This is a genomic window from Paraburkholderia tuberum STM678 (genome assembly GCF_902833905.1).
Lineage (GTDB): Bacteria > Pseudomonadota > Gammaproteobacteria > Burkholderiales > Burkholderiaceae > Paraburkholderia > Paraburkholderia tuberum.
Genome location: NZ_CADFGP010000100.1, coordinates 1 through 14285, shown reverse-complemented (window position 1 = coordinate 14285; position 14285 = coordinate 1). Strand labels below are relative to the sequence as shown.

Below are 14285 nucleotides of genomic sequence, written 5' to 3'. Positions count from 1 at the left end.
GGGTCTGACTCATGGCTCTGCTCCCGTTGAATGACGAGGCGGATTGCCTCGCCGATCAACATGAAAACAGAGTCGGTTTCCCTTCCGTTACCACTACCCAAAGCCGTAGCCCATTACCGCGCGAGCGGTTTAGTCCCCTGGCCGATAGCACCAGTTCGATGAACGTTTTACAGAGGTGACGTTGGAATTCTCAACGGCAGCTTTCCCGTGGTTGGTGTGAACGCGTACTGTCGGCCATCAAGCGTCATTCGTCCGTTCCGTCGCGCAGACATTCAGACGGCGGGTCCGCCCCCGCAAACGGCCATTCGATTGCCATCGGGCGGACGTTGCTTCATCGGCGTAGGCCGACCGGATCGGGCGGTAGACGGCCCAAGAGCGGTCGGTTGACATCGCCATCCGGATCGTTGGCAATCGATGCGCACCCGTATTCGGAGGGAGCGTTCCCATGCGAATTCTCGTTGCTGTCCTGCTCTCGCTGGTCAGCGAGCTTTGCTGTTACTGCCTACGATGTACATATCGTTCTTAAAGCGTTTTGGGCCGAAGAGTCGCAGCCCCAATTCATCTTGGCAGAGTGACAGAGCGACCTTGGCGGTGACAACGAGGTCCACCTCGTCCAACGCGACGACGATTAGGGCAATCGTTTGGAGACAGCCATGCATTTCGACTACCAACAATTCCACATCGACGCGTCACCTCTTGATGAAGGCGGCCGCTATTACGCTCGCGCAAAGATCTACCGGCGCGCCTCGGCGAGTGGCGATGCCGTCGAGGTAAAGTATTCGGGCGACCTCGGCGATTATCCCTCCGACGCGGATGCTATTGAGGCGGCGCAGCGTTGGGCGATTCAGTGGTGCGACGAGAACTCCGCTTAGGCTTCACTATCCAGGTCCAGGCTGTCCCGAAGTATTCGCCGCACTCACCAGACATCCAGTTCGAGGGCACGCGTCAGGCGAGAGCGATACGTGCAGCAAGGGCTGACAACGGCCCTCACGACCGGTCCTGCTGATCTCCGGCAAAAGAAGCGGCGCATAATGCACACATCCCTTTGTCAGGATGATGGAGGTAGATGTGACAACTTTTGCTATCGACGCCGTTCGCATCAACCCGACGAACGACAGGTTTACCCATGTGCGTTGGGCTCCCGTCGATCCGGCGACGCGTGAATGGCTGTCCCCCCCGGCGATTGTGGAGGTGGTCGAAGTCGTCGCCGCGATCCGTCGGGGAGATGTTGTTTGGTCCCTTTTTACGCTTGGTGGCACACGGTATCTCGGGCCAAAAATTGTGGCTGTCTCTCACACCGACGGACACGCCGGGATCGACACGGATGTCCCTGGCGATCATGTCGAAAAATGCATTGACGATTTGCCGCACCTTTGACGGCATACCTTTGAGGCCGTCGGCGATCGGACTGTGAAAGGTCTGGACGGGTCGGTAAGACTCGTTGGATGGACAGAGAAAGCTGACATTCGCCGACGCCAGTTTGTAAAAGTCAGCAAAGCGATACGCGACAGCCGCACTGATTTGATCGGCGAACGTCGGCTCAGGCCGATGACCCACCCGTAGCCTTTCCGCGACGAAAGTCCGCTTCTCTGGAGAACCAGCCATCCGGATGACGGCTTTGAGGATAAGGGGGCCGGATTCGCCCGATGAGAGGTGCGCCAAAAAGCGGGCGCACGAGCCGGGACGTAGCATTGTTTCGCACGGCTAGCGTCGGTCGCGCTCGATTTCAGTCTGTTCTGGGCTGCTTCGTACGGACCAACCCCGCGCCTGGTCGCGTCGCTCGGAAAATATCGAGGGTACAAGGCAGGGAGATACTCTCCGTACCATAACTTGGACGCCCACATCCTGACGACACGCCTGAATATGAGCGGTGGCGACCGCGCGCTAAACTGGGTGTGTGCTATCGAAAAGTTCGGTGGGTCGAGAGCAAGACGATGAAATTCACCCGAATGATGGTCGGCCTCGCCGTCGCGTACATGACCGTGTTAGCCGGAGTCGCCATCTTGCAGGATCGTTTTCTCTACTTCCCTCAGAAGGCCGCAATCGAGGAGGTCACCTCCGGTGGACTGCGCGCCTGGCCGACACCTGAGGCGTACAGGGGCCTCGTGGCGGAGCCGGCCGGGTCCGCGCGCGCCACGGTCATCGTCTTTCATGGCAACGCGGGGCATGCCGGCCACCGCTCGTTCTATGCGGCAGCGCTCACCCGGCTCGGGCTGCGCGTGATTCTCGCCGAATATCCAGGCTACGGACCGCGCGCCGGGGCGTTAGGCGAAGCGAGTTTTGTCGACGATGCTCAACAGACCGTCGCGCTCGCACATCGTCTCTATGGAGCGCCGCTCCTGCTCATCGGCGAATCGCTTGGGGGCGGCGTGGTGGCCGCAGCCGGCTCGCGTGAACACGACAAGATCGCCGGTTTAATGATGATCACGCCATGGGATCGGCTCGAGCACGTCGCCGCTTATCACTATCCGTGGCTGCCCGTGAAGTGGCTGCTGCGCGACCAGTACGACAGCGTGACCCATCTGGCGTCGTTCGACCGCCCGATTCTCGTCGTGGTTGCGGAACGGGACAGCATCGTCCCTACGCGCTACGGCGAGGCGCTTTACAACTCGCTGTCCGCACCGAGAAACCTCGTGGTGGTGAAGGCGGCTGACCATAACGACTGGATTGGCCACGTCGACGAAACCTGGTGGCGGGAGGCGACCGACTTCCTTCTCACGCCTTTGCATTGACATATGAAGACGCCACCGGTCCCGTCCAGCTCGGAGCGCATCTATGTTCTCGATGCGAAGAACAGGCCTGTCGAGGTGTTCGACAACGGCGCGTGGTCGCGCTGGATGACGGAAAACGAACTGATCTTCCGCCGCACACTGCTGGACGACTACGGTGTAACGGTCACGACCCGCTTCCGTGGTGTGTCCAAACCGAAAACCGAGGAGGCTTTGCTGTTCGTGACGCGCGTCGCCGGAATGCAGGCGCAAGACAACAGGAGCTACGGAGCAAGTACGCTCGATGAGGCGCTGGAGCAGCATGAGCGCATCGTGCAGAAAATCCTCCGGATAATGACAGGGCGGTGACCATCACAGCACGACGATTCTGCGGAGCCGTAACCCCAGAGAGTCGTCCATACATGGTGCAAACGGCGCAAGCGAATCGGTTAGAGTGTCCTGCTGAACGAATAGAGAGCCGTCGTGGCGTGTCGATGAAACGTAGCTGAAGATCCGCGGCAGGTGGATGTAGGTCTGCCGGGCGGTGAATCGGGCCGGCCAGACAGTTGACTTCATGCTACGTGCAAATCGCGACGTGAAGGCGGCCAAAGCCTTTTTCAGGAAAGCTCTCAAACATCAGGGCAAGCCGCCGAAGACCATCTCACTGGATGGCTATGCCGCCCCACAACGCGCGGTGCGTGAGATGAAGGTTCGATCCTCGAAATATCTCAATAACCTGATTGAACAGGACCTACCTGTCTAGCCGTGAGGAAACTGATGAGCCGCGAATGATCTGTGGGCTTTACGAACCCTCATTGTCCGATGACGTCGAAACGCTCCTCGGCGAAATGAACCTGGAAAAACTTCAAGAAGGTCTTGTACATAACTGCTGCAGGAAAAGCAGTCGATCACACGACCCCGGGCTTCGATCGCGCTTATTCGGCCGCGATGGACATTTCCCGACAACATGCCCACGCGAGAAGAAAGTTCTACGACATCCACGTGCGCACGCCGTCCGACACAACACAAAAGGCGCTCGAATATATTGGCGGGCTCTATGACATCGAGGCCTCCATTCGCGGCAAGCCAGCGGCCGAACGGCTGCGAATACGGCAGGAGAGAGCCAGGCCACTGCTTCAAATCTACGAAGCGTGGCTCAGGGCAAAGCTCGAAACGCTTTCGTCAAAGTCCGATGCAGCCAGGGCAATCAACTACTCGCTGAACCAGTGGAGCGCACCGACGCTGTATTGCGAAGACGGTACGCTCGAGATCGACAACAACATCGCGGCGAACGGGCAGCCGCGATGTACGCACTGATCGGAACTTGCGCACTGAATGACATCGATCCGCGCGCCTACCTGGACTACGTGCTAACCCACATCGCCGACCACAAAATCAATTGCATCGAAGAGCTCCTGCCGTGGCGCGTGGCCAACAAAATGCACACGCGAGCCAGTCCGCCGAATCCCGCCACCTGACCGCCAGCTCCAGTTCGCCATCATGCCTCACACGCGCGCGAATGGACGAACGGCCCAGCTGAGCCGCTTACTGAGAACGAGAGCCGGTCGACAGCGCACCTCAATCCCACCGCTCGTCACGCACCTGAACGACGCCCGCCTCGATCCGCACCGGAAACGCCACCACATCCTCATATGCCGGCGGCGCCAGCACCTTTCCGGTCCTGATGCAAAATCGTGCACCGTGGCGCGGACAGACGACCACGTCGCCTTCCACCACACCGCCAGTCAGGATGCCGCCGTCGTGCGGGCAGACATCCTCGATTGCGTAACAGGTGCCGTCGACGTTGAACACAGCAACCTGCGCGCCATCGACCTCGACGCTGCGAACAGACCCGGCCGGAAAATCCCCGATCGCAGCGACATCGACCCAGTCGGACATGTCAAAGCATCCCCAATTGCAGGCGCGCCGCATCCGACATCCGGTCTCTCGACCACGGCGGATCCCACACCAGTTCAACGTGCACGTCGTTCACTCCGCTCGCCGAGAACACCGCATCCTCCACCGTCGCCGGGAAGGTCTGCGCGACCGGGCAGCCGGGCGCGGTCAGCGTCATGCGGATCCCAACGCGGCCTTCGGCTTCGTCCACGTCAAGACCATAAACAAGCCCCAGATCGTAGATGTTGACCGGAATCTCCGGGTCGAACACGGTGCGCAGTGCATCGATCACGCGTTCTTCAAGACCTTCTGTTGTCGTGCCACTCCCGGGTTGTGCGGCCTCAGCACGCTTCAGCCAGTCGAATGTGCTCATCGTCTGCCTCACTCTGTCGAAACGGGGCGATGCCCGTCGTGCAGCGCGGCGTGGAGCGTATGCCAGGCCAGCGTCGCGCACTTCACACGCTCGGGAAATTCACGTACACCGGACAGCACCGCCAGCTTGCCCATCTCCGGCGCGGCTGTCGCCTGCCCTGCAGCGGGTGTGGTCACCATGTCGTGAAAGCGCCCGAACAGCGCTTCGGCCTCTGCTTCCGTTTTGCCTTTCAGCGCCTCGGTCATCAGCGACGCTGATGCTGTCGCAATTGCACAGCCCGCGCCTTCGAAACTCGCTTCTTTGACGATGCCGTCGTCGATTCGCAGATAAAGCGTAATCCGGTCGCCGCACAGCGGGTTATAGCCCTCAGCCGTGTGATTGGCACCGGACAGTCCATGACAGTTACGCGGCCGCCGGTAGTGGTCGAAGATGACTTCCTGATACAGATCGCGCAGATCGCTCATTTTCCAAATATCTCCCTGACCTTTCCGAGACCTTCGATCAGCGCATCGATATCCTGGTGCGTGTTGTAGAGGGCGAGCGACGCGCGCACGGTCGCCGGTACGCCGAAGCGCTGCATCACCGGCATCGCGCAATGATGGCCCGCACGCACCGCGATGCCGTGATGATCGAGAATCGTGCCGACATCATGGGCATGCACGCCGTCGAGCACGAACGACAGAATGCCTGCCTTGTCGCGTGCGCTACCGATAAAACGCAAGCCCGGTATCACCCGCAGGGCGGCCGTCGCATAGGCGAGCAGTTCGTTCTCGTGCGCGGCGATGACTTCCATGCCGATGCTGTCGACATAGTCGAGCGCCGCGCCCAGCGCAATCGCGCCGGCAATGTTCGGCGTACCCGCCTCGAACTTCCACGGAATCGCGTTGTATTCCGTTTTCTCGAACGTTACCGATCGGATCATGTCGCCGCCGCCCTGCCATGGCGGCATCGCTTCAAGCAGTGCGGCCTTGGCGTATAGCACGCCAATGCCAGTCGGTCCGTACACCTTATGCCCGGACAACGCGTAGAAATCGCAATCTATCGCGCGGACGTCGACCGGCAGATGCGTGATTGCCTGTGCACCATCCAGCAGCACTGGCACGCCCCGCGCGTGTGCCGCTGCAACGATGCGCTCCACCGGATTGATGCTGCCGAGCGCGTTGGCCAAGTGCGTCATCGCGACCAGCCGCGTACGTTCGCTTAACAAGCGCTCGTACGCGCCGGCATCGAGTGCGCCCGTATCGTCGATCGGCACGACTTTCAGCGCCGCGCCCGTCTGCTCGCAGACGAGCTGCCACGGCACAATGTTCGAATGGTGCTCCATCGCGCTAATCAGGATTTCGTCGCCGGGCTTGATCCGCGGGCGAGCATAACTCTGGGCGACGAGATTGATCGCTTCGGTCGTGCCACGCACGAACACGATCTCCTCCGGACGCTGCGCATTGATGAAGCGTGCAATCTTCGCGCGTGCGGCCTCGAATGAATCGGTCGCGCGCTGCGACAGCAGATGCACGCCGCGGTGCACATTCGCGTTGCTATGCCGGTAGTAAGCGTTTTCCGCGTAGATGACCGAGGCAGGCTTTTGCGTAGTGGCGCCATTGTCGAGATAGACCAATGGCCGGCCATGCACGCGCTCGCCCAGAATCGGAAAATCGGCTCGCCAGTGCTCGACATTGCGCGGATCGGGCGTCTGCATCTGTTCGATCGGCTTCATAGCAACTCCCTGATGCGCTCGCCTTCCGGGGTGCGCGCGAACAGCAGGTTTTCGAGCCGGCCACGCAGCGAATCGATGCGCACACCTTCGACAATGTCGCGCGCAAATGCGTATGTCAGTAGCGCCCGTGCCATGCGCTCTTCGACACCTCGTGCACGCAAATAGAACAGCTGGTTGTCGTCCAGTTGACCGACCGTCGCGCCGTGTGTGCATTTCACGTCGTCGGCGTAGATCTCGAGTTGCGGCTTCGTGTCGATTTCCGCATCGCGTGACAGCAGCAGGTTGTGATTCGCCTGATGCGTGTCCGTTTGCTGTGCATCGCGATGCACGATGACGCGCCCGTTGAACACGCCGCGCGCTGCGCCGTCGAGCACCCCGCGGTAATGTTCGCGACTCGTGCCATGCGGCTCTGTGTGATCGATGCGCGTGTGGTGATCGACGTGCTGCCGGCCCCCGACAAAATAGAGACCGTTCAACGTGGCTTGCGCGTTCGCGGCGTTCAGGCTTGTGCCGATACCAGTGCGCGACAACGCGGCGCCGAACGCGAACGCATGTGAGGTAAAACAGCTGCCCCGTTGCTGCGCAGCGGCGAGCGACGCGATATGAAAAGCCTTCGGGCCCTCTTGCTGCAACCGGTAGTGCTGCACGTCCGCCTGCTCGTCTGCGACGATGCGGGTAACCGCATTGGTCCAGTACGCGTCGCCGCTCAGCCCTACAAAATGCTCGACGATCGTGCAGCCCGAGCGTGCTCCTGCAAGCACGACATTGAACGGCTGCACCGCAAGACCCGCTTCGTCGGTCAGGAACAGGATCTGCAGCGGTTGATCGATGACCTCGCCAGGCGGCAGCACGATGGCAAACCCATCCGTCATAAACGCCGTATTTAGCGCGGCAAAGCCATCTGAATACGCCTGCGAGGCGAATGCCGATTCCAGTTGTTGTGGCATTTCTCTCAACGCCCGGGTGAGCGAGCCCACAAATACCCCGTGTGGCAAACCATTCAGTTTCGACGGCCGCGGCACATGCCGACCGTTGACAAAGACCAGTCGATGCGCGGCAGGGTCCAGCTTGAGTTCATCGATGACGTGCCGCACGTTGCTATCGTCCGTGCGTTGTGCCTTGAAATGCCAGGGACGCTTGCCAATCGCCGACACGTTCGTGTATTTCCAGTCCTCGTGCCGCGTGGTCGGCAAACCCAGCGCGTCGAACTGGTCGAACGCGCTTCGGCGCGCGGCGCGCAGCCATGGAAACTCAACGCCGGGCAACGTCTTCGCGAGTTGCCCAAACTGATGGAAATAGTCGAGAGATTCGTTTTTCATGGATGCCCCGCACTTTCCTCGCTTGCTGTATTTTCTGGTTGCACCGCTTCATCGTCGATCCAACCATAGCCTTTACGCTCCAGCTCCAGCGCCAGTTCACGGGACCCCGACTTCACGATCCGGCCATTCGCCAGCACATGCACGCGATCCGGCACGACGTAGTCCAATAGCCGCTGATAGTGCGTCACGAGCACGATCGCCCGTTCTGGACTGCGCATGCTGTTGACGCCCTGCGCGACAATCTGCAACGCGTCGATGTCGAGTCCGGAATCCGTTTCGTCGAGAATGGCGAGCCGGGGCTCCAGCACGACCATCTGCAGAATCTCGTTGCGTTTCTTCTCTCCGCCGGAAAACCCTTCGTTCACGGCGCGATACAGCAGACTCTCGTCCATCCGCATCAGCGTCATCTTCTCCTTGACCCGTTGCAAAAACTCCATCGCATCGAACTCCGGCTCGCCACGATACCGCCGCTGCGCATTCAGCGCCGCCTTCAGCAGATAAACGTTGCTCACGCCGGGTATCTCGACGGGATACTGGAACGCGAGAAACAGTCCTTGGTGTGCGCGCTCCTCGGGTGCGAGCGCCAGCAGGTCGCGGCCAAGATACGAGACCTCGCCGCCCGTGACAGCAAAGTCCTCGCGCCCGGCCAGCACCTGGGCAAGCGTGCTCTTGCCCGAGCCGTTTGGACCCATGATCGCGTGCACCTCGCCGGCCCGTACATCCAGATCGATGCCACGCAGAATTTTCTTGCCGTCGACTTCGACCTGCAGATTACTGATTTCAAGCATGGTCCGAATCCCTCGCGAATCGCTGTGGGTTATCCCACGGCGCCTTCCAGGCTGACGCCGAGCAGCTTTTGTGCCTCGACTGCAAACTCCATCGGCAGCTCCTTGAAGACCTCCTTGCAGAAGCCGTTCACGATCATCGACACCGCATCTTCCGGCGACAGCCCACGCTGCCGGCAATAGAACAACTGGTCTTCGCCGATGCGTGATGTCGATGCTTCGTGTTCGACCTTCGCGGTCGGGTTCTTGACCTCGATGTAGGGGAATGTGTGAGCGCTGCAACGGTTTCCGAGCAAAAGCGAATCGCACTGCGTGTAGTTGCGCGCGCCTTCCGCCGCACGGCCGACCTTCACGAGGCCGCGATACGCGTTCTTTCCGCGGCCCGCGGAAATGCCTTTCGACAGAATCGTGCTGCGCGTATTGCGGCCGAGGTGAACCATCTTCGTCCCGGTATCAGCCTGTTGATAGTGGTTGGTCAGTGCCACCGAATAGAATTCACCGACCGAGTTATCGCCCTGCAGGATCACGCTCGGATACTTCCACGTAATCGCCGAACCGGTTTCCACCTGAGTCCACGAAATCTTCGAATTGGCCTCGCGGCAGTCGCCACGTTTGGTCACGAAGTTGTAGATGCCGCCCTTGCCCGACGCATCGCCCGGATACCAGTTCTGCACGGTCGAATAGCGGATCTGCGCCCCTTCCAGCGCGACCAGCTCAACCACAGCGGCATGCAGCTGGTTTTCGTCGCGCATCGGCGCGGTGCAGCCTTCCAGATAGCTCACGTACGCGCCTTTGTCCGCGACGATCAGCGTGCGCTCGAACTGCCCGGTGTTCTGGGCGTTGATACGAAAGTAGGTCGACAGTTCCATCGGGCAGCGCACGTCCGGCGGGATATAGCAGAACGAGCCATCGCTGAACACGGCGGAATTAAGCGCGGCGAAGAAATTATCGGTGTGCGGCACGACCGAGCCGAGATACTTTCGCACCAAATCAGGATGATGCTGTATGGCATCCGAGAATGAACAGAACACAATGCCGAGTTCCGCCAGCTTTTCGCGGAACGTAGTCGCTACCGACACGCTGTCGAATACCGCATCCACCGCTACGCCCGCCAGCAGTTCGCGCTCCCTCAGCGGCACACCCAGCTTTTCGTAGGTACGCAGCAGTTCCGGATCGACTTCATCGAGACTCTTCGGACGATTCTTCTGCGTCATCGGCGCGGAATAATAGATTATGTTCTGGTAATCGATCGCCGGGTGTTCGACCGTCGCCCAATGCGGCTCGGTCATCGTGAGCCAGTGGCGATAAGCCGCGAGTCGCCATTCGAGCATGAACGCCGGCTCGTCTTTCTTCACCGAAATGAGCCGGACCACATCCTCGCTCAGCCCGCGCGGAAGCGCATCGGCCTGCAGATCAGTCACGAAACCGTGCTGGTATTCGCGGCTGATCAGTTCATCGAAACCGGTTGTGGATGCGCTCATGCGAGGCCTCCGTCAATCGACTTGCGCGCAGGCGTCGCGCCCGCGCGATGGGTGGAGATACTACGCGCGCGGATCGCGCTGATATCGACTGCGCGCAAGGTGGGGCCCGCCATGTCCGCCAGCGTGACCTGCTGCAACGCTTCGTAAATCAGGCGATTGACCTTCTGCCAGTTGGCGCGCACCGCGCACGCCGCCTCCTGGATACACAGGCCTGGCGTCGTGCTGCATTCGGTCATCCCGATCGGGCCGTCGACGACGGCGATCACCTCCGCCAGCGTGATCCGCGCTGGCGGCCGCGGCAGCAGGTAGCCACCGTTTGTGCCGCGCAGCGACTCGACGACACCACCGCGCGTCAGGACTTTCAGCACCTTTGACACCGTAGGCCCCGCGACGCCGGTCGCCGCAGCAATGCTGCTTGCGCTGTGGACGGCATCGGGATCGCGCGCCATCGCAGTCATGATCACCGTGCCGTAATCGGCAAGTTTGCTCATGCGCAACATCGGAACATCTCCCGTTTTAATCAGGACCCTTTTGGTCCAGATTACATCGAAACGAAAACCGCACGTTTGGAGTGAGCGACACTGTCCTGTGTGGGGATTCCTGGCCACGTCGCGAATCGCTTTCCGTTTCGGGAGAAGTATTTCGCGAACGGCCCAACGCCAATTCCATTCTAGACCTGTATATATAACCTTGTCAGTGTATTGGTCTTCGTGACGGACCGCTCTGGCGAGCCACGCTCCATCGACCGCGAATACCCACTCGCCCGACGAGACATCAATTGTTTGATATCCAGAATATCGAAAACTGATTTAAAAGCCGGAATCCGCATGTTCAGCGCATACATGAAAGCCCGGAGTCCACGGTCACCGTTGCCGGTTGTCGCTGTCGGATGAATAATCCCCCGTCAAGATTCGGGCGTTTTACGTGCCCTAACGATGACGGCCCCTTTCGTCCGTGCCTGCATGAGATTGCCCTTCAAGGCGTACAGGCAATTAACAATTTTGCGCCGATAAATTCTGATTATTTCGTTTTCAGAAAAAGTATTTTACGAAGTAGGCGTTTACCCATGATGGACACCTCCTGTTCCAAAGGATAGGTGTCCACAAAAGCGGGTCAACTCCAGAAGGTCACATTCGGGTAGGTTTGGGTGCGACTTCTGTCCTTGCACTACACGATCTTTGACTTTTCAGGAGGCATCGTCAGCCCACACTCCGTCAGCGAGAGCCGCTCGATGGTTAGCGGCTCCTGCAAATGCGCACGGATGTATTCCTCCACCGTCGTACATAAAACGGCGCAAGCGGTCCGCGCTCGCGCGTCATGCCGCTTCGTACGCTGTTCGGTTGACCGTAGATAAGCGCGTTCAGCAGTGTCGACTCGAACTGCTCAAATGCGAGTGGATTGCGCAGCGGATGCGCCTCCGTACTCATGATTTCCGCGAGCATCGGCAGCAACTGCATCAGGCACACCCCTGTGCCGACGTCAGTGCGAATTCTGGCTCGAATTCGATTGTCCCACCCGCCGCGTCGCCGAAATGACGCTGTGCATGACGCTCGAACACATCGCGCTCGATACGCAGGATGGCCCGCGGGCGAGCTTCGCCCCACCGCATGCGCAGCGCCAGCGTGGGCGACACCAGCGAGCGTCCATATTGAAGTGGACCTGCGCGTAGGCGAGCTCGTACAGTTTGCGCTGCTCGTCGGAAGGGCAGCCGTCACCGATCAACGCTCGGCTCGCATCCATCCCGCTGCATAGGGTATCTACCGAACATTTCATGCTTGCGTTGTCAGGACACCTGATATCAAATACGGAACTATAGCGACGGACAGGCGCGTCTTCCAGGACGCGCTTTATTTTGTTCTTTATATCAGCCTGCCTGATATTGCATCAACGGTGATCGGCGCCAGCATCCCCGTCATGCTCATCGCTGCAATCGCCTGAAACCGAAGATCCCTCAATCGCAGTTCAACAAAAAAACATACAACTGGTCTGGAGACATCACCATGCAATTGAAGTCGACTCACGTTCTCATGTTCGGTGCGCTATGCGCGCTGAGCACTGGAGCCTTTGCGCAATCGAGCGTCACGTTGTATGGCATCGTGGACACGGGGATCGAGTATGTCTCGCACGCGAACGCGAAGGGCGACAGCGTCTTTCGCATGCCGTCCGTTACCGGAGAGTTCCCATCACGCTGGGGGCTGCGCGGCAACGAAGATCTAGGCGGCGGCTACAGCGCTGTCTTCACGCTCGAAAGCGGCTTTAACGTGCGCGACGGCAGTTCTGGACAGGGCGGGAGGCTGTTTGGACGCCAGGCATTCGTCGGCATGAAAAGCCCGTATGGAACGCTCGCGTTCGGCCGTCAGTACACGATGACCTATCTTGCGGTTCAGGGCGCCGACATCATCGGTCCGGACATTTACGGCATGGGCTCCCTGGATGCCTATGTGCCCAACGCACGCGCCGACAACTCCATCACCTATCTTGGCTCGTACAAGGGCTTTACGCTGGGCGCGGGCTATTCATTCGGACGGGACGCGGCGGGTACCGGCAACTCGCCGGGACAAGGAACCTGTACCGGCTCGGTTCCAGGCCACGCCACGGAATGCCGCGACTGGTCCGCAATGCTCAAGTACGACTCTCAATATTTCGGCGCGGCTGCGTCGTACGAGGAGCAACGCGGCGGCGCGACCGCAGCCGCCAACTTCTTCGACGGAATTGCGCCGACACCTCTCATCAACGCCGCGGACAAGGACGCCCGTACCCAACTGAGCGCCTATGCGCAGTACGCAGGCGCGAAGATCGGCGCAGGTTGGATTGGACGCCGCGTAGTGACCCAGTCGCCGACAGTACCGAATATCCGTTCGGATCTGTTCTTCCTCGGCGCTTCGTACATGGTCACGCCTGCGTTCCTCCTCGATGGCGAAGTGTTTCGGATCATCAATAGCGACCACAATACCCGCGCCACGATGGGAACGTTACGCACCACCTATCTTCTGAGCAAGCGTTCGTCGGTCTATGCGCAGGCTGCGTATCTCGCGAACAGCGCGAAGGCGCGCTATTCGGTCAGCGGTGGCGGCGGTGGGACCACGCCAGGCGCGGGCATGGGTCAAACGGGCGTGATGGTCGGCATTAAACACATGTTCTGATTGGGGGCGAGAATGAAACGAACTTCAATTGCTATGTGCGTATCGGCAGTGTCCGCGATGCTGGCGGCCTGCGGCGGCGGTGCCGACTCGCTCTCCACCAGTGCGACACAATTGCCTCAGCTTTCCGCAGCACAACCCGCGACGCTGTCAGGAAACTGCAGCGCGCTCGCCGCCAGGTTGACGTTTGCGGCCACGACGTTCACGTCCGTTACCGACGTGCCGGCCGGAACGCTCACGGTGGCAGGAAAGTCCGTGCCCGAACATTGCGTGATCGAAGGGAAAATGAATCAACGCACGAGCGCCGTTGACGGCCAAACTTATGCGATTGGTTTTGAAATGCGGCTACCCATCGCGTGGAATGGTCGCTTTTTCTATCAGGCCAACGGTGGTCTCGACGGTAATGTGACACCGGCGACGGGGGTGCTCAGTGGCGGGGGCCCGCTGAACAACGCTCTAAACATGGGCTTCGCCGTGATCAGTTCGGATGCAGGTCATTCCGGGTCGCAAAACCCGCTGTTTGGTCTCGATCCCCAGGCGCGCCTCGATTATGGCTATAACGCCGTTGCTACGCTCACGCCAATGGCCAGGCAGGTCATCAAGTTGGCTTATGGCAAGGGCCCCGACCGCAGCTACTTCGAAGGTTGCTCGAACGGGGGCCGTCATGCGATGGTGGCGGCAGCCAGGTCTTTCGCGGATTACGACGGCATCATTGCCGGCGACCCCGGCTTCCATTTGCCAAAGGCGGCGATCGGGCAGATGTGGAGCGCACAACAGCTAGTGGTCTGCGTCAAACGGATTGCATCTTATTCAGCTTGGTGCGGGCACGCGTGACTTTCGCCAGAATGTCGGAAGCTTTAGCGGTCCAG

At 59.9% G+C, this 14285-nt stretch carries 13 protein-coding genes and 4 pseudogenes; 8 read left to right on the top strand and 9 right to left on the bottom strand.

The window, feature by feature from the left end:
* Nucleotides 1–653 precede the first annotated feature (653 nt).
* From HWY30_RS38660 to HWY30_RS38635, 6 genes and pseudogenes are all read left to right on the top strand, one after another.
* Nucleotides 654–872: a hypothetical protein gene (locus tag HWY30_RS38660; protein ID WP_090811471.1), complete on the top strand. Its 219-nt coding sequence runs from the start codon at nt 654–656 to the stop codon at nt 870–872.
* Between the two features lie 196 nt (nt 873–1068).
* Complete coding sequence (locus tag HWY30_RS42820) at nt 1069–1377, top strand: hypothetical protein (protein ID WP_090811938.1); 309 nt, start codon at nt 1069–1071, stop codon at nt 1375–1377.
* A 557-nt stretch (nt 1378–1934) separates the two neighbouring features.
* Entirely contained in the window at nt 1935–2732 is a 798-nt protein-coding gene (locus HWY30_RS38650) for an alpha/beta hydrolase (protein WP_090811473.1), read from the top strand.
* Between the two features lie 3 nt (nt 2733–2735).
* Complete coding sequence (locus HWY30_RS38645) at nt 2736–3077, top strand: hypothetical protein (RefSeq protein WP_090811475.1); 342 nt, start codon at nt 2736–2738, stop codon at nt 3075–3077.
* Nucleotides 3078–3189: 112 nt separating this feature from the next.
* Nucleotides 3190–3459 (top strand): annotated as a pseudogene (locus tag HWY30_RS38640) (DDE-type integrase/transposase/recombinase); the annotation flags it as partial.
* 218 nt (nt 3460–3677) lie between these two features.
* Nucleotides 3678–4186 (top strand): annotated as a pseudogene (locus HWY30_RS38635) (IS66 family transposase); the annotation flags it as partial.
* 100 nt (nt 4187–4286) lie between these two features.
* Here the strand turns inward: HWY30_RS38635 and nirD are convergent.
* The 9 genes and pseudogenes from nirD to HWY30_RS42815 form a co-directional block, all read right to left on the bottom strand.
* Nucleotides 4287–4607, bottom strand: a complete 321-nt coding sequence (gene nirD, locus HWY30_RS38630; RefSeq protein ID WP_090811477.1) for a nitrite reductase small subunit NirD — start codon at nt 4605–4607, stop codon at nt 4287–4289.
* A 1-nt stretch (nt 4608) separates the two neighbouring features.
* Complete coding sequence (locus HWY30_RS38625) at nt 4609–4977, bottom strand: SUF system Fe-S cluster assembly protein (protein WP_090811480.1); 369 nt, start codon at nt 4975–4977, stop codon at nt 4609–4611.
* An 8-nt stretch (nt 4978–4985) separates the two neighbouring features.
* Entirely contained in the window at nt 4986–5441 is a 456-nt protein-coding gene (gene sufU / locus HWY30_RS38620; RefSeq protein ID WP_090811482.1) for a Fe-S cluster assembly sulfur transfer protein SufU, read from the bottom strand.
* Nucleotides 5438–6691: a cysteine desulfurase gene (locus HWY30_RS38615; RefSeq protein ID WP_090811483.1), complete on the bottom strand. Its 1254-nt coding sequence runs from the start codon at nt 6689–6691 to the stop codon at nt 5438–5440. The genes sufU and HWY30_RS38615 overlap by 4 nt, the downstream gene beginning before the upstream one ends.
* Entirely contained in the window at nt 6688–8010 is a 1323-nt protein-coding gene (gene sufD / locus HWY30_RS38610; RefSeq protein ID WP_090811485.1) for a Fe-S cluster assembly protein SufD, read from the bottom strand. The genes HWY30_RS38615 and sufD overlap by 4 nt, the downstream gene beginning before the upstream one ends.
* Nucleotides 8007–8798, bottom strand: a complete 792-nt coding sequence (gene sufC / locus HWY30_RS38605) for a Fe-S cluster assembly ATPase SufC (RefSeq protein WP_090811487.1) — start codon at nt 8796–8798, stop codon at nt 8007–8009. The genes sufD and sufC overlap by 4 nt, the downstream gene beginning before the upstream one ends.
* A gap of 29 nt (nt 8799–8827) precedes the next feature.
* A complete protein-coding gene (sufB, locus tag HWY30_RS38600; protein ID WP_090811489.1) occupies nt 8828–10276 on the bottom strand; it encodes a Fe-S cluster assembly protein SufB in 1449 nt (482 codons plus the stop codon).
* Complete coding sequence (locus HWY30_RS38595; protein ID WP_090811491.1) at nt 10273–10776, bottom strand: SUF system Fe-S cluster assembly regulator; 504 nt, start codon at nt 10774–10776, stop codon at nt 10273–10275. Before HWY30_RS38595 ends, sufB begins: the two co-directional genes overlap by 4 nt.
* A 718-nt stretch (nt 10777–11494) precedes the next feature.
* Nucleotides 11495–11915 (bottom strand): annotated as a pseudogene (locus HWY30_RS42815) (AraC-like ligand-binding domain-containing protein); the annotation flags it as partial.
* A gap of 361 nt (nt 11916–12276) precedes the next feature.
* Between HWY30_RS42815 and HWY30_RS38585 the strand changes: the two are divergent.
* Both HWY30_RS38585 and HWY30_RS38580 read left to right on the top strand, forming a co-directional pair.
* The gene (locus tag HWY30_RS38585; RefSeq protein ID WP_090811493.1) at nt 12277–13419 is read left to right on the top strand and encodes a porin; all 1143 of its coding nucleotides are present in this window, start codon (nt 12277–12279) and stop codon (nt 13417–13419) included.
* A gap of 12 nt (nt 13420–13431) precedes the next feature.
* A pseudogene (locus HWY30_RS38580) lies at nt 13432–14196 on the top strand (tannase/feruloyl esterase family alpha/beta hydrolase); the annotation flags it as partial.
* Between the last annotated feature and the right edge of the window lie 89 nt (nt 14197–14285).

Coding starts and splice junctions, on each gene's coding strand:
- HWY30_RS38660 (WP_090811471.1), top strand. CDS start 654: ATGCATTTCGACTACCAACAATTCCACATCGACGCGTCACCTCTTGAT.
- HWY30_RS38650 (WP_090811473.1), top strand. CDS start 1,935: ATGAAATTCACCCGAATGATGGTCGGCCTCGCCGTCGCGTACATGACC.
- HWY30_RS38645 (WP_090811475.1), top strand. CDS start 2,736: ATGAAGACGCCACCGGTCCCGTCCAGCTCGGAGCGCATCTATGTTCTC.
- nirD (WP_090811477.1), bottom strand. CDS start 4,607: ATGTCCGACTGGGTCGATGTCGCTGCGATCGGGGATTTTCCGGCCGGG.
- HWY30_RS38625 (WP_090811480.1), bottom strand. CDS start 4,977: ATGAGCACATTCGACTGGCTGAAGCGTGCTGAGGCCGCACAACCCGGG.
- sufU (WP_090811482.1), bottom strand. CDS start 5,441: ATGAGCGATCTGCGCGATCTGTATCAGGAAGTCATCTTCGACCACTAC.
- HWY30_RS38615 (WP_090811483.1), bottom strand. CDS start 6,691: ATGAAGCCGATCGAACAGATGCAGACGCCCGATCCGCGCAATGTCGAG.
- sufD (WP_090811485.1), bottom strand. CDS start 8,010: ATGAAAAACGAATCTCTCGACTATTTCCATCAGTTTGGGCAACTCGCG.
- sufC (WP_090811487.1), bottom strand. CDS start 8,798: ATGCTTGAAATCAGTAATCTGCAGGTCGAAGTCGACGGCAAGAAAATT.
- sufB (WP_090811489.1), bottom strand. CDS start 10,276: ATGAGCGCATCCACAACCGGTTTCGATGAACTGATCAGCCGCGAATAC.
- HWY30_RS38595 (WP_090811491.1), bottom strand. CDS start 10,776: ATGTTGCGCATGAGCAAACTTGCCGATTACGGCACGGTGATCATGACT.
- HWY30_RS38585 (WP_090811493.1), top strand. CDS start 12,277: ATGCAATTGAAGTCGACTCACGTTCTCATGTTCGGTGCGCTATGCGCG.